Raw genomic sequence first — 15,721 nt, forward strand, 5'->3', positions numbered from 1 at the left:
GAGCCGGAGGGTCCCAGGACAACGACGACCTCGCCCTTGGCGACTTCGAGGTTGATGTTCTGCAGGACGTGCAGCGGGCCGTAGTGCTTGTTGACGTCGGAAATCTTGACGATCGGAGTCATATCCGGTTAACGCTACTTTCGTTTGAGTCGGTAATTCTGGATCACCCTAGTGAGCATGGGGTGAGCCATATTGGTTTGAGTATTGATGAGATCCAGTTGTTGTCGAAACGGTCGTCTTTCATCCAACAACCCTTGTGGTTCCAGTGCGCTCGAGATGGAACGACGCCAGAATTTTCAAGCCAAAAATCTTGAAGCGCTCATGGATCCCCCGCTTCGTGCAGACTTCTCGATTGCATTGCATTGGGCGCAGGCCGCCAAATGAGCAGGGTCCTTGGTCTGGTGCGGGCTACTTGCTCAAATTGGCGAGGCGTTCGGGGCTGAGCAGCTCCTGGAGCTGCTCAGCGGTGAGCAGTCCGTGTTCCAACACGAGCTCCGCAACTCCCTTGCCGGTGGCGAGGGCTTCCTGCGCAATGGCCGTGGCCGTGGCGTATCCCAGTTGCGGGTTGAGGGCGGTGACGAGGCCGATTGACTGTTGCACCGTGAGCCGGAGGTGTTCGGTGTTGGCGGTGATGCCCCGGACGCAGCGGGCCGTGAGGGTGCGGCAGGCGGCTTCCAGATGGGAGATGCTCTTGTGGAGGCTGTGGACGATGATCGGTTCGAACGCGTTGAGCTGGAGCTGGCCGGCTTCTGCGGCCATGGTGATGGTGACGTCGTTGCCGATCACCTCGTAGGCCACTTGGCTGACCACTTCAGGAATGACCGGGTTGATCTTGCCGGGCATGATCGAAGAGCCGGACTGCACCGCCGGCAGATTGATCTCGCCGAATCCGGCGCGCGGGCCGGAGGAAAGAAGCCGGAGGTCGTTGCAGATCTTGGAGAGTTTCACGGCCACCCGCTTGAGTACCCCGGAGAGGTGCACAAAGGCACCGACGTCCTGGGTGGCCTCGATCAGGTCCACCGCCGTCACCAACGGCAGTCCCGAAATCTCGGCAAGGTGCCGGCAGGCGGCCTCGGCGTATCCGGCCGGTGCGTTCAGCCCGGTGCCGATCGCCGTGGCGCCGAGGTTGATTTCGTGGATCAGCAGGTCAGCTTCGGCCAGACGGAGCCGGTCCTCGCCGATCGTGATGGCGTAGCTGCCGAATTCCTGGCCGAGGGTCATGGGGACGGCGTCCTGAAGCTGGGTGCGGCCCATTTTCACCACCGTGCGGAACTCAAGGGCTTTGGCGGCGAAGGATTCCTCGAGCTCGGTGAGCGCTTCCAGCAGTTCCCGGACCGCGAAGATCGTGCCGAGCTTGACCGCGGTGGGGTAGACGTCGTTGGTGGACTGGGAGAGGTTGACGTGGTCGTTGGGGTGCAACCGCGCGTAGTCGCCCTTCGGGTGTCCGAGGATCTCCAGGGCCCGGTTGGCGATGACCTCATTGGCGTTCATGTTCGAGGACGTACCGGCGCCGCCCTGGATGACGTCCACGACGAACTGCTCGCTGAGTTTGCCGTTCAGGATGTCGGCGCAGGCTTCCTCAATGGCCGCGGCGCGCTCGGCGTCGAGCAGCCCCAGCTCCTGGTTGGTGCGTGCGGCGGCCAGTTTCACGGCGGCCAGCCCGCGGACCAGGTGCATGTTGGAGGACAGCGGCTGGCCGGTAATGGGGAAGTTCTCCACGGCACGGAGGGTGTGGACACCCCAGTAGGCGTCGGCGGGGACATCCCGGTCGCCGAGGAGGTCGTGTTCGGAACGGGTGTCCGGGGCGGTATGGGTGATGCTCATGGGGTCCTCGCAAGGCTTCGTTGGCGGGTTTGGAGGGTAAAAGCTGGGGCCGGGGCAGGCCTGAGTGACGCCGCAGCCACGCCCGGTGGGCATGGCAGTTCTAGGCGAGGAGGCCGCGAAGGGCTGGCGGCAATTGCCGCAGGAGGGGAGGGCCCGTGAAATGCGGTGTTTGGGGTCTAGGGCGTTTGGCCGACCCCGGAGTCACCGCTTCCGGGGATGATGGTGCCGAGGGCGTATTCAACGCCGCGCAAATGTTCTCTCATAGCCAGGGATGCTTCCTCGGCTGATCCGCTCTCGATGGCAGCGAGAATGCGGGCGTGCTCCTGACCCGATTCCGGGCGCCGGTCAGCCACGAGGTTGAGAGTGTTTGATTGGTTCGCCATGGCGTCGCAGATGTCTGACAGGAATGATTCGAACACGCCATTGCCACTGCAACGGGCGATGGTCACGTGGAACTCAGTGTTCAAAAGCACCCACTGGTGAAGATCGTCTTCCTCGGACATTTCCCTAAGGATTTCCCGAAGAGCCTCCAGATCCTCGTTGCTGCGGCGTTGGGCGGCGAGGCCAGCGGCCGGCACTTCCACGTGGGGGCGCGCTTCAAGGAGGGCGCTGGCCGAATATTTACCAAGCTTAAGGTCCTGGGCCACCTTGTCAGCGATGACAAATGTTCCCTTTCCCGTGTACGTGGCAGTAAGTCCCAATGCGGTGCATGAACGCAGCGCCTCCCTGACCATCGTGCGGCTCACACCGTACTGTTTGGCAAGCGACGCCTCCGAGTCGAGGCGGGTGCCGACAGGGATCTTGCCACCTTCGATAGCGCCGCGGAGGGATGCAAAGACCTGTTCGGCCGCGCCTACGCGTACGACTCGATCCTGTGTAGCTGTCCAGCTGTCCAACATGTTCATATGAAGACTATGACAGCTGTCACACTTCACGTCAAGGGGACCCTAAAAAGTCACGCAGGGGTCGGGATCGGGTGTTCTCGTCGAATATGGGGCTTGTAAAATCGCCGAAAGTCCGGCGCTAAGACTTCGCAGCGTCCAGTATCAATCGTTCGGAAGGCGCTACCCGAGGTTCGGATTTGGCCCTGGGATGCATAGGCTGGAAGTACAACGGTTGCCGTGCACGTGACTAGGCAAGAAACGCGTCCTAACGGCTTGGCAACACCGCGGGGGCGATGATCACCGGGATGCCTGCCGATTCCAGCTCGTGCTTTTGTTCGGCGGTGATCCCCTCGTCGGTGATCAGCGCGTTGAACGTGGCACGGGTCAGCGCCGCGAAGGCGCTGTGGCCGATCTTGGAGGAATCGCACACCAGGTAGCTGCGCCGGGCCCGGCGGATCATGAGGTCGTTGATCGATGCCTCGAACTCGTCGGACACGGTCGGACCGATGTGGGCCTCGAGGCCGTTGATGCCCACGAAGGCAATGTCCAGGGTGACCTTTTCCAGCGACTGTTCGGCAAAGGGGCCGACCAGTTCGTAGGACCGCGGGTTCAGCACTCCCCCGGTCACCATCACCTTGACGTGGGTTCGCACAGCAAGCGCCGAGGCGATGTTCACGGCGTTGGTGACAACCGTGAACGTGGTCCGGCCGGAGTCATTGACCAGGTCGCGTCGCATGCCCAGCTGGGTTGCGATGGCGCTGGAGGTGGTTCCGCCGGACAGGCCGACGACCATGTCCTGCTTCACCAGGCCTGCGGCCAGCACAGCGATCGCGTGCTTCTGCACCGCGGCTTCTTCCTTCTGGTAGCGCACCGGAAGGTCGTAGGCCACGGAGTTGCTGACCGCCCCGCCATGGGTGCGCGAGAGCAGTGAGGCCGCGGCCAGCGAATCGAGGTCCCGACGCGCGGTGGCGGGCGAGACCTCCAGGCGCCGCACGATTTCGTCGACCTCGATCTGCCCGAACTCGGAGAGGAGCTCCAGAATGGTGCCCTGTCGTTCTTCGCGTTTCATCGTGGATACCTTCCCGTCTTCCGGCTATTGGCCGTGGTTGGAGTCATTGCAGGCACCAAGAGCGGAGCGCAAAAGCCTCGCGGCGTCTTCCGGGGAGCAGGCTGTAAATCCCGGCAAGGCAGAGGTGGACACGGGGGTTTACTTTACCGCTCCGGCGGTCAAACTGCCGATTAGTCGCTTCTCAATGAGCATGAACAGCGCAATCACCGGGATGATCGCGACGATCGAGACGCCGAAGACGTACTGCCAGGCCGTCGAGTACTGTCCGACGAACTTGGTCAGTGCCACGGACAGCGGCTGGTTCTCCGCGGTGGAGAGGATGACCAGTGAGGCCGCGAATTCGTTCCAGCAGGACACGAACGTGAAGATCACCGCGGTGACGATGCCGGGCCACACCAGCGGCAGGTTGATCTTGAACAGCACCCGCAGCTTGCCGGCGCCGTCGATCTGGGCGGCCTCGTCGATTTCCTTGGGCACCGAGGCGAAGAAGGAGTGCATGATCCAGACCGCGAAGGCCAGGTTGAACGCGGCGTTGATCAGGATCATCGCCAGCCACGTGTCATACAGGTCCATGGCCAGCATCTGCTTGAACAGGCCGGCGGTCAGCACGGCGGGCTGCAGCATCTGGGTGACGATCACCAGGAACATGAACGCCATCTTGCCGGGGAACTTGAAGCGCGCGGTGTAGTAGGCGGCGGGGGTGGCCACCAGCAGCACCAGCAACGTGGCGCACAGCGAAATCACGATCGTGGAGATGAGGTTGTAGGCCACGGGCGTTTCGGGGGTGTCCCACATGGTCAGGTAGTTGGACCACTGGGCGCCCTCGCGCGGGAAGTAGTTGGGCGGGACGGCAAGGATCTCGGCGCGGGTCTTCAGCGAGCCGACGAACATGACCGCATAGGGAATCATGAAGACTGCTGCGACCGCCAACCCGGCAATCATGCGCCAAATGACGGTCTTGCGGGAGGCTCGGTCTTCGGTAGTCAGGATCGACATGGCTTTCCTAGACCTCCTTCATGGGCTTGACGGTCTTGACGTAGATGGCAACGATCACGATCACGATCGCGAAGTTCAGCACCGACAACGCGGAGGAGATGTCCAGGCGCCTGTCGAATTGCAGGACCTTGAAGATGTAGGTCATCAGGGTGTCGGCGCTGTAGCCGGGGATCGATCCGGTGATGATCTTCAGGATCGGCAGGTTGTTGAACACGTTGATGATGTTGATCAGCACCGCCACGGCCAAGGCGCCGCGCAGCTGCGGCAGGATCACCGAGATGTAGGTGCGCCAGCGTCCGGCACCGTCCATGCGCGCGGCCTCCAGCGTTTCGCTCGGCACGGCCTGGAGCCCGGCGAGGATCGTGTAGGTGGTGAACGGGATCGATACGAAGACGGCAATCACGATGGCGACGGCCATCGCGGGGACCGCGTTCTTGGTGAAGCCGAAGCCCTCGTCCAGCACCCCGATGTCCACGAGGAACTTGTTGAAGATGCCGTAGTTGGGGTCCATCGCGTAGTAGAACACCGTGGTGGTCATGACGACCGAGGCGGCCCAGGGAACGATGACGGCCATGCGCACCAGGGTGCGCCCGGGGAAAGGCTTGTTGAGGAACTGGGCCAGGGCCAGCGAGATGAGCACCGTGAGGCTCACGACGACGACCACCCAGACCACGGTGTTGAGCAGGATGCGCGGCAGGTTGGGGTCGGCGAAGACCTTGGCGAAGTTGTCGAACCCGACGCCCTTGAGGTCGGTTCCGACCTGCGAGATCTTTCGGGTGGAGTTGTAGATCATGTACCCGGCGGGGAACACCACGATGGCAAGGATCAGCAGTATCGCCGGCCCGATCCATGGCAGCGCAGCAAGGAATGAACCGCCTTCCTGGGCAGATGTGCGCTTTGCCAAGCGCTTCTGTGCTGTTGCGACGCTCATGGGGGTGCTCCTGCGTGACGGGGATTTGCGGGTCTGTGGTCCAAGCAAAACGGGGCTCACCCTCAAGGTGGCGGTGAGCCCCGTTGCGCTTGTTTGGTTGATCGCCGCCGCGGGCTCCCGGTATTGGAAGCCGATCGGCGTGGATCGGTGGTGCTACTTGGCGGCGTCGGCCTTGGCCTGGATTTCCTTCAGGACATCCGTTGCCGACTTGCCCGTGGCAATCTGGCCCATCAGTGACTTGAACGCACCGTCGGTGGCGTTCCAGGCAGGGTTGGTGGTCGGGTAGAACACCGCGTTGGGCAGCATCTCCAGGAACGGCTTGAGGGTTTCGTCGCCGGCCATCTTCTCGGAGCCCGACTTGGTGGTCGGCAGGAAGCCTTCGGTGGAGACCCAGTTGGAGTAGACGTCGGCGGAGAAGAAGTAGTCCATGAACTTCTTGACCGCTGCGGCCTTGGAGCCGTCGTTCTTGAAGGACATCAGGCGGTCGGCAACGCCGAGGGTCGCCGGGGTTCCGGACTTGGTGGCAACCGGTGCGATGCCGTACTCAAGGGAAGGGTTTTCCTTCTTGATCTGGCCAACGGTCTGCGGCAGCGCGTACGCGAAGCCGATCTTGCCCTGGATGAAGGTGTTCAGCATCGGGGTGCGCTGGGTTGCGCCCGGATCCTTCTGCGTGACTCCGTCCTTGATCATCTTCTGCATGAAGTCGGCGGCCTCGAGGTTCACCGGGGTGTTGACCTCGATTGCAGTGGCGTTGCCGAAGTTGCCGCCGTTGCCGGCGAACCAGATCAGCGATTCGCCCTGTGCCTCCTCGTTGCCCAGGGGCATGCCGTAGCCTGCGGACTTGGTCTTCTCGCTCACGGCCTTCGCGGCGTTGTAGAGCTCGTCCCAGGTCTTGGGAACCTCGGCGACGCCGGCTTCCTTCATGAGCGCCTTGTTGTAGAAGAGCGCGCGGGCGGAGGCGATCAGCGGCAGGCCGTACTGGGTGCCGTCGACCTTCTCGTTGTCGGCGAAGGAAGGCTGGAAGTCGGCGATGGTTGCCTCGGAGGCAACGTCGGTGACCGGGGCCAGCAGGCCCTCGGCCGCGAACTCGGCGAATGCGCCGCCGTTGTAGATGTCCGGCGCCTTGTTGCCCTGGATCTTTGTCTTCAGCACGCCCTCGATATTTTCCCAGGACTGCATCTCAAGGTTGACCTTGACATCGGTGTTGGCTGCTTCGAAGTCCTTGATGACTTTTTCCCACAGTGCCTTGGTGCCGTCCGAGTAGCTCGGAACCATCATGTCCAGGGTGGTGACGGCACCGGCGGCTGCGCCGGCGGAGCCGCTGGCCGCGCCGGAGTTCGATCCCCCGCCAAAACCGCAAGAGGTCAGCAAGAGTGCTGCGGCGGCTGCACCTGCGACTACCGCTCCTCGGAGATTGTGCTTCTTCATTGATCCTCGTTCCGTGAGGTCGACATCGGTGCATTGCACTTACCGTCAACTCGGGCTGATGTTATGTGCTTTATTTACACCGAGAACGAGCAATAAAGTACATGTAACTTGATTATGCTGTGACTGTCGCCACAGGGTCAAGCGGAACGGGTCACAAACCGGCTACTTTTCCCCGCGAGTGCAAAACCTCGCGTTCCATTGCGGTTTCCCGTACTCATTAGTGACGATTCGTCACCGAGCGGCACCTGCACGGAAAACCGGCAGGCGTGCCCCATCCGTGGATGGACAGGGGCACGCACTTCGAACGAGCGTGGCCTAGAGCGCCTTACCTGCAAAAAGCGTCAAAAGCCGAGCCGTTTCTTCGGCCATGGCGTCACGGCCGAGCGCCAGGTACTTGCGTGAATCCACCACCTCGGGGTTTTCCTCGAGGTACCGGCGGATGGCTCGGGTGAAAAAGCCATTGAGGTGCGTGGAGACGTTGATCTTGGTCATGCCCGCGTTGATCGCGGAGACGATGTTCTCGTCGCTGACGCCCGAGGAACCGTGGAGCACCAACGGCACCTCGAGGGCCGCCCGGATGCGGGCGATCAAATCGGTGTCCAATGCCGCCGAACGATCGAGCATGGCGTGGGAAGAACCCACCGCAACAGCCAGGGCGTCGACGCCCGTGGCGGCCACGAAGGAGAGTGCCTCCTCCGGATCCGTGCGCACGCCCGGTGCATGGGCACCGTCCTTGCCGCCGATCTTGCCCAGTTCCGCTTCCACGTAGACGCCCGCGGCGTGGGCGTATTCGGTCACGCGCCTGGTGGCCGCAACGTTTTGGTCGTAGTCCAGGTGCGCGCCGTCGAACATGATCGACCCGAAGCCCAGGTCGACCGCCGCGCGGGCCAGGTCTTCGGATTCGGCGTGGTCCAGGTGGACGGCAACCGGAACGCCGGCGTTGCGTGCCGCGGCGAGCGTGGCCAGCGCGACCGGCTCAAGGCCTCCGTGGTAGCTCACGCAATTTTCGGAGATCTGCAGGATCACCGGGGTTTGCGCCAGTTCGGCACCGCGGATCAACGCCTCGGCGCTTTCCAGGTGGATGACGTTGAAGGCGCCCTGGCCGGTGTTGGCGGCGCGGGCTGCATTCATGATTTCTGCGGTGTTGACCAAGGGCACTGTAAGTGCGTCCTTTCAAGTGGAGGAGGCGTGCTGCCGGTGCGGCTAGCGCGCGGTGGAGGATGTGAGGATGAGCGCTTGGGCCAGTTCCGGGTGCGAGGGATGAAGCTCGCCGGCCGTCGGCATGAGAACCGCGGAGGCGGACCAGGCCGCTGCGCGGGAGAGGATCACCGAGTCGTGGTCCTCGCGCCGGTCCAGGCCCACGGCGATGGCGGCGACCACCGAGTCCCCGGCTCCTGTGGGGTTGCCCACCAGGGGCTCGGGCAGGCGGGCGGAAGCCCACTGCCCGGGGGTTTTCGCGGCGAAATGGAACAGCCCGTCCTCGCCGGCACTTGCATAGACGTGCTTGGCTCCCGCTTCCAGCAGGATCGCGGCGCCGGCTTCCAGCGAGTCGGCGCCGGTGATTTCCTGCAGCTCGTGGTGGTTGGGCTTGAGCACCGTGGCCCCTGCGCGGGCCGCCGCCAGCAGTGCGGGACCGGAGGTGTCGATAATGCTGGGGATGCCGCGGCGTTCGGCTTCGCGCACGCACCACGGGTAGAAGTCCTCGTCGGTGCCCTCGGGCAGCGACCCGGAAGCAGCAAGGACCGTGACACCCTGGTCCAGCAGCGCGCTGATCCGCGCGCGGATGGTGTCCCACTCCGCCTGATCCAGCGCACCGCCGCGTTCGTTGACCACGGTGGTGCGTCCGGTGGCGTGCTCGACCAGGGCGAAGCTGCGCCTGGTCTCGGCGGCAACCTGGATCAGCGAGTGTTCGACTCCCGCCGTTTCCAGTTCCCGGGCGAACACCTGCCCGTTGGGTCCGCCCACGGGTGCCAGCGCGATGACGGGGACGCCCTGGGCGTGGGCGACACGGGCAACGTTCAGGCCCTTGCCGCCGGCCCTGCGCAACGGGGCGTCGACCCTGTTGGTCCCACCGACCTCCAGGACCTCCAGGCCGTAGGTCTCGTCGACCGCCGGGTTTGGCGTGATTGTCAGGATCATGAGCTTTTGCCAGCCGCCTCGGCAGCCTTCAGGAAGGCACCGCGCAGTCCCGCGTCCTCGCCGAGCTGGGCCGGGACGATGACCGGTTCGCGGTGGTAGGACAGCCTGCGGCGCACCGAGCGGCGCAACGGCTCCAGCAACGCTTCGCCGGCCTGGGCCAGCCCGCCGCCGATGATAATGGCCTCGGGGGCGATCGAGGCGCACAGCTGCGCGATGGAGAAGGAAAGGGCCTCGATGGCCTCGTCCCAGATCTTCGCCGCAACCGTGTCTCCGGCGTGCATGGCTTCGAGGACTTCGCGGGCTCCGCGGACCGGGGTTCCGCTGGCCTCCGAGTAACGCCTGGCAATGGCCCCTGCGGAGCCAATGGTTTCCAGGCACCCGTGGGCGCCGCATGGGCATGCGAATCCGCCGGGCACGGCCGCATGGCCGAGCTCTCCTGCGTATCCGCCGGCCGAGACGGGACGTCCGTCGACAAACAGCGCCGCAGCGATGCCGGTCCCGATGACGAACATGACGGCATTGCGAGTCTTGGACCCGAGGTCGGCACCGACCCCGAAGCGCAGTTCGGCGGCGCCGGCGGTGGACACGTCGTGCCCGAAACCGACGGGAAGGGAAAACGCCTTGGCTGCCATGTCGCGAAGGGGGGCATCGCGCCAGCCGAGGTTAGAGGAGAAGACGCCGCTGCCGGCGGCTTCGTCGACGATGCCGCACACGAGCAACCCCACGGCCTCGGGCCGTACCGTCGGCGTTTCCGCCAGGATTTCGGTGCCCAGGCCGTGGAGCTGCTCGATCAGTGATTCTGCCGGATTGGGGGTGCCTCGACGAGTCGGGACCCGGCGGATGCCCCGCAGGTTGCCCGCTTCGTCGGACAATGCCGACTTGATGTCGGTGCCGCCTACGTCAAAGAGCAGGTAGGGAGGAGTCATGGTGTTTGGCACCCCAATCGTTTCTTAGGCGTCTTCGGTGAGGATGACCGAGCGCGTCAGGTTGCGCGGCGCATCCGGGTTCATGCCGCGGGCGCGGGCACGGTCCAGGGTGACGCGGTGGATGCGTGCCAGCTCGGCCAACGGGTGCACCTCGTTGTTGATGTACAGGGCGCCGGTGCGGACCATGTCGCCGGCCAGGCCCTCGGGCTCGGTGCCGAGCATCCAGGTCACGCGGTTCGGGGCGGCGATGGAGATGGGGCCGTGGCGGTAGTCCATGGCCGGGTAGGACTCGGTCCAGCCTTGGACGGCCTCGCGCATCTTCAGCGCTGCCTCGTGGGCCAGGCCGACGGTCCAGCCGCGCCCCAGGAACGTGAACTGTTCGGCGTCGATCAGTTCGGCCGGGGTCTCGGCGGTGACGGCGGCGCGGGCGTCGGCCACGGCGTCGGTCAGGTCCACGCCGACGCTCGTGAGCAGGTAGGCAAGCGCGGTGGTGGCGAAGCGGGTCTGCACCACGGATTCCTCGTCGGCGTATGGCAACTCGACGACGGCGTCGACCTTCCCGACGATCGGGGAGGTGATGTCGCCGATGACGGCGACGGTCGGGATGGAGCCGTCAAGCTCGTCCAGCAGTGCCAGGACCTCGGAGGTGGTGCCGGAGCGGGTGATGGCAACAAGCACGTCGTAGTCGCGGGTGGCGATGAAGGCCTCGGATGCTGCGAAGGCGTCCGTCACGCCCTTGCCTGCGGCCTCGCGGGCCGTGGCGTAGGACTGCGCCATGAACCAGGAGGTGCCGCAGCCGACGACCGCAACGCGGGCGCCATCTGCCGGCAGCAGGTTCTCGGCCTTGGCCTGGGCGATCGCGCGTTCCCACATTTCCGGCTGCGAGGTGAGTTCGATATCCATGTGGTAACCGAGCTGGTTGTTGTCGCTCACGACAGTCTCCTTCTGTGATCCCGGACGCGGAATCGCATCGGGAGTGGCAAGATCTTCCCTACTATGATTGCTTATGATCGTTTCACTTGTCTAGCGATCATAAAAACTCGCAATGGTTCAATAGAGGATCTGCAGACATTCGTCGCCCTCGGCGCCACGGGCGGCCTGCACCGAGGCGAGTTTCCCCGATTCCTTAAACGGGAAAGCGCCAGCCGGCAGCAGCCGCACCTGTGACGGTGGCGGCCGCGCCGGCTGGCGCTTTTCGCGGTTACTACCGGGAATTAGACGAGTGCGGCAAGTGCTGCATCGTAGTTCGGCTCGATGGTGATTTCCTCAACGATCTCGTTGTGGATCACCTCGCCGTCTTCGTTCAGGACGATGACGGCGCGGGCGAGCAGGCCGCGCAGCGGGCCCTCGACCTGGGTCAGGCCGAAGTCGGCACCGAAGTCGGAGCGGAAGACGGAGGTCGGAACGACGTTCTCAATGCCTTCTGCACCGCAGAAACGGCCAAGGGCGAACGGCAGGTCGGCGGAAACACACACAACTGCGGTGTTATCCAGGCCGGCTGCAATTTCGTTGAAGCGACGAACCGAGGCGGCGCAGGTGCCGGTGTCCACGGACGGGAAGATGTTCAGCACAACCCGCTTGCCACGCAGGCTTTCGTTGGTGACATCGTTGAGGTCGGTGCCGGTGAGGGCGAATTCGGGAGCCAGTGCGCCAACGGCCGGCAGCTCGCCGATGGTCTGGACGGGGGTACCTTTGAATGCAGTAATAGCCATGCTCCCTGTTTATCACGAAGGCCCCCGCCGACACGAAGCAGGCCCTAAAGTTTCCCTGCCACCAGAACCCCGGCCCGGAAGACGGGCCCGGTGAGATTCATGCCCGGCCGGTAGGCCAGGTGCGCGACGCTCGGTGCATTCAGCAACTGGATGTCCGCACGCTTGCCCACCTCCAGCGACCCCACCTTGTCCTGCACGCCCAGGGCCAACGCTCCCCCGTAGGTTGCAGCGGTGACGGCTTCCTCGATGCTCAGGCGCATCTGCAATACGGCTGTGGCCACACAAAACGCCATCGACGAGGTGTACGAGGTGCCCGGGTTGCAATTGGAGGCAAGCGCGATCTGCACTCCGGCATCGATCAGCTCGCGGCCCGGAGCCAAGGGCTGGCGGGTGGACAGGTCGCAGGCCGGAAGGCAGGTGGCCACGGTCCCCGCGACACCCGTGCGGGTTGCGGCGTCCCAGTTCTTCCAGGAACCGGCGAGCGCCGTCACATCCGCGTCATCCAGGTAGTTCACGTGGTCGACGCTCTTGGCGCCGAATTCGACGGCCAACTGCGTTCCGGGGCCCGGACCCAGCTGGTTGCCGTGGACCCGCAGCCCCAGCCCGGCCTCGGCGCAGGCCGCGAGCACCTGGCGGGACTGGGCCTCGTTGAAGGCGCCGCGTTCGCAGAAGACGTCGGCGAACTGCACGTAGGGAGCCACGCGCTCCAGCATTTCCCCGCAGACCAGGTCCGTGTATTCCTGTGCGTCCATCCCGGCGGGAACCAGGTGGGCGCCCAGGAACGTCACCTGGTCCACGACGGTCGAAGCGATGCGGGCGTGCCGCGCTTCCTCCTCCACGCTGAGCCCGTAGCCGGTCTTGGTTTCCAGGTAGGTGGTGCCGCCGGCGAGCGCCTCGGCCGCCCGACCCATGACCAGGCGCGTGAGGTCGTAGTCGCTGGCGGCGGTGGTTGCGGCCGTGGTGACGGCGATGCCGCCGGCCGCGTATTCCTGTCCCGCCATGCGGGCCACGAACTCCTGGCTTCGGTCCCCGGCAAAGACCAGGTGCGTGTGCGAGTCGACCCAGCCCGGCAGCGCGGCACGGTATCCGGCGTCGATCACGGTGTCGGCATCCGGCGCATCGGCGAGCGGGCCGACCCAGGCGATGTTTTCGGCGTCGATCAGGATTGCCGCGTCGCGGATGACCGACCGTGCGGCGTCGGCGGTGAAGACTTCGGACAGGTTGGTGATCAGCGTGGTGCTCATGAAAACTCCGGGTGGGTGTCGAAGAAGGCTGCGTACAGTGCTGCGGGATCGCCCAGCCGGGTGTGGATGCCGTTGACGGCGAGCAGTTCCCCGTTGATGTGGACCTCGGCGATGTCCGCCGCGGTGGCGGTGAGCGAGAGCTGGGCGGTCCGGGATCCGGCGGTGCGGACCGAGTCGGTGGCCACCACGATGTGGTCGTCGTTTTCCGGCAGGCCCAGCGAGCGCAGCCCGGCCTCGCGGGCGGCGGCGGAAATCTCCGTGGGCGAGAAGCGTCCGCGCTGTCCGCTGCGCAGGCGTTCCCCGTGCTCCAGGGCGCGCTGCTCGAGGTACGGATCGAGCACCGCGTGCTGGTCGCTGCCCAGGCAGATGCTGGTACCCGCGTCGGCCAGCTCGCGGGCCGGGCCGATGCCGTCGCCCAGGTCGGCCTCCGTGGTGGGGCACATGACGATGCCGGCGTTGCCGCCGCCAAGTGCCGCGATGTCGGCCTCGCTCAGGTGCGTGGCGTGCACCGCCGAGAGCCGCGCGTCCACCAGTCCGGAGCGCTCCAGCAAACCGGTGGGGGTCAGCCCGTAGGCGTTGTGGCAGGCGAGGTTTTCCGCGGGCTGCTCGGAGAGGTGCACGTGCAGCGGCAGCGCGGGATCCAGCCGGGAGGCAATGAGCTCGAGGTCGGCGGGGGCCAGTGCGCGCACCGAGTGGATCGCGGCCCCCAGGGTGAGCAGGCCCGCCCCGGCGTCGAGTTCCTTCAGCTCGATGGCCAGGCGGCCGTGGCGTTCGAGCCAGCCGGCGGCGGTGCCGTCGCTGAAGCGTTGCTGGGTCGCATCGAGCGGCAGCACCGATCCGTCGGCGGCCAGGCCGCCCTGCAGGTAGCAGGTGTCAAGCAGCACCAGGCGGATGCCGGCGGCAAGCGCGGCGCGGCCCAGGGCCAGCTCCATGGCGTGCGGCTCGGTGTCCGAGCCCTCGGCGCCGTAGGGCGTCCCGTCGTTTTGGTGGTGCAGGTAGTGGAACTCCCCCACGGCGCTGTACCCGGTGGCCACCATCTCCGCGAAGACCGCGGTGGCAAGCTGCTGGTACCCGGCGGGGGTCAGCGAGTGCGCTGCTGCGTACATGTGCTCGCGCCAGGTCCAGAAGGTGCCGGCTCCCCCGTCGGCGCCCTCGTGGGTGCGTCCGCGCAGGATCCGGTGGAAGGCGTGGGAGTGCGCGTTGATCGGCGCCGGAACCCGCACGGTTTTGGCTCCCGTGTTCGCGCCGGCGTTTGGCCGGGTGTTCGTTTCGGTGCTCACAGCAGGTCCTCCAAGACGTCGGCAAGGGCCGCGACGCCTGCATCGGCGTCGTCGTTCTCCACGTATTCCTCCGGCGAGTGGCTGATGCCCGAGGGGTTGCGCACGTAGATCATGCCGGAGGGAACCTCCGCGGCAAGCACCCCGGCGTCGTGCCCGGCGCCGGTGGGCAGCAGCGGCGCGCCGGGGACGAGCCGGTGCACGGACTGCTCCAGCGCGCGGGTCAGCGCCGGGTCGAAGTTCACGGTGCCTGAGAGGGATTCCTCGGTGAGCGTCACCGCGCAGCCCTCGAACGCCGCGATCTTCTGCGCCTGCCCATGGATCTTTTCCACCAGCATGGCGGTGACCGCGTCGTCCGGGTGGCGCACGTCCAGCCAGAGGTCCACCCGGGAGGCGATCACGTTGGTGCCGCCGGGGACCGGTTCCAGCCGCCCGACGGTGGCCCGGGCGTCCGTCTGCGCGCGGGCGACCTCGCGGACCTTGACCACCAGCTGGGCCGCGGCGATCATGGGGTCCGCGCGGTCGATCATCAGCGTGGTGCCCGCGTGGTTGCCCTGGCCGCTGAAGCTCAGGCGCCAGCGCCCGTGCCCCAGGATGGAGCTGCCGATCGCCACGGCCGGACCGCGGCCCGCGGCGTCGGTGAATTCCTCGGTGTTCAGCCCGCGCCCCTGCTCCACGTGCAGTTCGATGAAGTCGCCGATCAGGGCGAGCGTCGCATCGTCCCGGCCCATGAGCGCCGGGTCCAGTCCGTTGGCCGCGGCGGCGTCGGCGAAGGTGTTGCCCTGCGCGTCGCGCAGGTTCAGTGCCTTGGCCGGGTCGATCGCTCCGGTGAGCAGTCGCGAGCCCAGGCAGGCCACGCCGAAGCGCGAGCCCTCTTCCTCCGGGAAGACGGTCAGGGCCAGTGCCCTGTTGCGCTGCAGCTCGCCGTTGGCCTCGCGTGCGGCGAGCACGTCGAAGGCCGCCAGCGCGCTGGCCACGCCGAGCGGCCCGTCGAAGGCGCCGCCGCCGGGGACCGAGTCCAGGTGGGATCCGGTGACCAGGGCGCCGCGGCGGGAGGCCGCGTCCTTGGCGGAACCCGGCAGGTCCCACCAGGCCCAGATGATGCCGTTGGCGTCGGTGGAGACCTCGAGGCCGCGGGCCGCGGCCTCGGCGACGAACCATTCGCGCAGCGTGATTTCCGCCGACGAGTACACGGGGCGCGAGTAGCCGCCGCGCTTGGCGTCCCGCCCCTCGTCGGCGATGGCTGCCATCAGGGAATTTACTGTGCTCACTGGCTGGTCGTCTCTTTCGT

At 65.8% G+C, this 15,721-nt stretch carries 14 protein-coding genes and 1 pseudogene; all 15 read right to left on the reverse strand.

Annotation, left to right across the window (positions count from 1 at the left end; translation table 11 throughout):
- Nucleotides 1-122 (reverse strand): annotated as a pseudogene (locus ACIQLF_RS20395) (amino acid ABC transporter ATP-binding protein); the annotation flags it as partial.
- 286 nt (nucleotides 123-408) lie between these two features.
- Complete coding sequence (locus tag ACIQLF_RS20400) at nucleotides 409-1,824, reverse strand: aspartate ammonia-lyase (protein ID WP_400302631.1); 1,416 nt, start codon at nucleotides 1,822-1,824, stop codon at nucleotides 409-411.
- Between the two features lie 176 nt (nucleotides 1,825-2,000).
- Nucleotides 2,001-2,729: a FadR/GntR family transcriptional regulator gene (locus ACIQLF_RS20405; RefSeq protein ID WP_400302633.1), complete on the reverse strand. Its 729-nt coding sequence runs from the start codon at nucleotides 2,727-2,729 to the stop codon at nucleotides 2,001-2,003.
- A 244-nt stretch (nucleotides 2,730-2,973) separates the two neighbouring features.
- Nucleotides 2,974-3,777, reverse strand: a complete 804-nt coding sequence (locus ACIQLF_RS20410; protein WP_400302635.1) for a DeoR/GlpR family DNA-binding transcription regulator — start codon at nucleotides 3,775-3,777, stop codon at nucleotides 2,974-2,976.
- 138 nt (nucleotides 3,778-3,915) lie between these two features.
- Entirely contained in the window at nucleotides 3,916-4,773 is an 858-nt protein-coding gene (locus tag ACIQLF_RS20415) for a carbohydrate ABC transporter permease (RefSeq protein ID WP_400302638.1), read from the reverse strand.
- A gap of 7 nt (nucleotides 4,774-4,780) precedes the next feature.
- Complete coding sequence (locus ACIQLF_RS20420; RefSeq protein WP_400302640.1) at nucleotides 4,781-5,704, reverse strand: carbohydrate ABC transporter permease; 924 nt, start codon at nucleotides 5,702-5,704, stop codon at nucleotides 4,781-4,783.
- A 153-nt stretch (nucleotides 5,705-5,857) separates the two neighbouring features.
- Entirely contained in the window at nucleotides 5,858-7,132 is a 1,275-nt protein-coding gene (locus tag ACIQLF_RS20425) for an extracellular solute-binding protein (protein ID WP_400302643.1), read from the reverse strand.
- Between the two features lie 315 nt (nucleotides 7,133-7,447).
- Nucleotides 7,448-8,290, reverse strand: coding sequence for a ketose-bisphosphate aldolase (locus tag ACIQLF_RS20430; RefSeq protein ID WP_400302646.1), 843 nt, complete (start codon nucleotides 8,288-8,290; stop codon nucleotides 7,448-7,450).
- A 45-nt stretch (nucleotides 8,291-8,335) separates the two neighbouring features.
- Nucleotides 8,336-9,271, reverse strand: coding sequence for a 1-phosphofructokinase family hexose kinase (locus ACIQLF_RS20435; RefSeq protein ID WP_400302648.1), 936 nt, complete (start codon nucleotides 9,269-9,271; stop codon nucleotides 8,336-8,338).
- Complete coding sequence (locus tag ACIQLF_RS20440; RefSeq protein ID WP_400302650.1) at nucleotides 9,268-10,197, reverse strand: ROK family protein; 930 nt, start codon at nucleotides 10,195-10,197, stop codon at nucleotides 9,268-9,270. Before ACIQLF_RS20440 ends, ACIQLF_RS20435 begins: the two co-directional genes overlap by 4 nt.
- Nucleotides 10,198-10,221: 24 nt before the next feature.
- Nucleotides 10,222-11,100, reverse strand: a complete 879-nt coding sequence (locus tag ACIQLF_RS20445) for an SIS domain-containing protein (protein ID WP_400302771.1) — start codon at nucleotides 11,098-11,100, stop codon at nucleotides 10,222-10,224.
- A 311-nt stretch (nucleotides 11,101-11,411) separates the two neighbouring features.
- The gene (gene tpx / locus ACIQLF_RS20450) at nucleotides 11,412-11,909 is read right to left on the reverse strand and encodes a thiol peroxidase (protein WP_400302653.1); all 498 of its coding nucleotides are present in this window, start codon (nucleotides 11,907-11,909) and stop codon (nucleotides 11,412-11,414) included.
- A 44-nt stretch (nucleotides 11,910-11,953) separates the two neighbouring features.
- Nucleotides 11,954-13,153 carry an imidazolonepropionase gene (gene hutI / locus ACIQLF_RS20455; protein WP_400302655.1) on the reverse strand — a complete coding sequence of 400 codons (1,200 nt, stop codon included), beginning with the start codon at nucleotides 13,151-13,153 and terminating at the stop codon, nucleotides 11,954-11,956.
- Nucleotides 13,150-14,433, reverse strand: a complete 1,284-nt coding sequence (locus ACIQLF_RS20460) for a formimidoylglutamate deiminase (RefSeq protein ID WP_400302658.1) — start codon at nucleotides 14,431-14,433, stop codon at nucleotides 13,150-13,152. Before ACIQLF_RS20460 ends, hutI begins: the two co-directional genes overlap by 4 nt.
- Complete coding sequence (locus tag ACIQLF_RS20465; protein ID WP_400302661.1) at nucleotides 14,430-15,701, reverse strand: allantoate amidohydrolase; 1,272 nt, start codon at nucleotides 15,699-15,701, stop codon at nucleotides 14,430-14,432. Before ACIQLF_RS20465 ends, ACIQLF_RS20460 begins: the two co-directional genes overlap by 4 nt.
- Nucleotides 15,702-15,721: the final 20 nt, after the last annotated feature.

Source organism: Paeniglutamicibacter sp. NPDC091659, from assembly GCF_044756805.1.
In the GTDB taxonomy this organism is placed as follows: domain Bacteria; phylum Actinomycetota; class Actinomycetes; order Actinomycetales; family Micrococcaceae; genus Paeniglutamicibacter.

Coding starts and splice junctions, on each gene's coding strand:
- ACIQLF_RS20400 (WP_400302631.1), bottom strand. CDS start 1,824: ATGAGCATCACCCATACCGCCCCGGACACCCGTTCCGAACACGACCTC.
- ACIQLF_RS20405 (WP_400302633.1), bottom strand. CDS start 2,729: ATGAACATGTTGGACAGCTGGACAGCTACACAGGATCGAGTCGTACGC.
- ACIQLF_RS20410 (WP_400302635.1), bottom strand. CDS start 3,777: ATGAAACGCGAAGAACGACAGGGCACCATTCTGGAGCTCCTCTCCGAG.
- ACIQLF_RS20415 (WP_400302638.1), bottom strand. CDS start 4,773: ATGTCGATCCTGACTACCGAAGACCGAGCCTCCCGCAAGACCGTCATT.
- ACIQLF_RS20420 (WP_400302640.1), bottom strand. CDS start 5,704: ATGAGCGTCGCAACAGCACAGAAGCGCTTGGCAAAGCGCACATCTGCC.
- ACIQLF_RS20425 (WP_400302643.1), bottom strand. CDS start 7,132: ATGAAGAAGCACAATCTCCGAGGAGCGGTAGTCGCAGGTGCAGCCGCC.
- ACIQLF_RS20435 (WP_400302648.1), bottom strand. CDS start 9,271: ATGATCCTGACAATCACGCCAAACCCGGCGGTCGACGAGACCTACGGC.
- ACIQLF_RS20440 (WP_400302650.1), bottom strand. CDS start 10,197: ATGACTCCTCCCTACCTGCTCTTTGACGTAGGCGGCACCGACATCAAG.
- ACIQLF_RS20445 (WP_400302771.1), bottom strand. CDS start 11,100: ATGGATATCGAACTCACCTCGCAGCCGGAAATGTGGGAACGCGCGATC.
- tpx (WP_400302653.1), bottom strand. CDS start 11,909: ATGGCTATTACTGCATTCAAAGGTACCCCCGTCCAGACCATCGGCGAG.
- hutI (WP_400302655.1), bottom strand. CDS start 13,153: ATGAGCACCACGCTGATCACCAACCTGTCCGAAGTCTTCACCGCCGAC.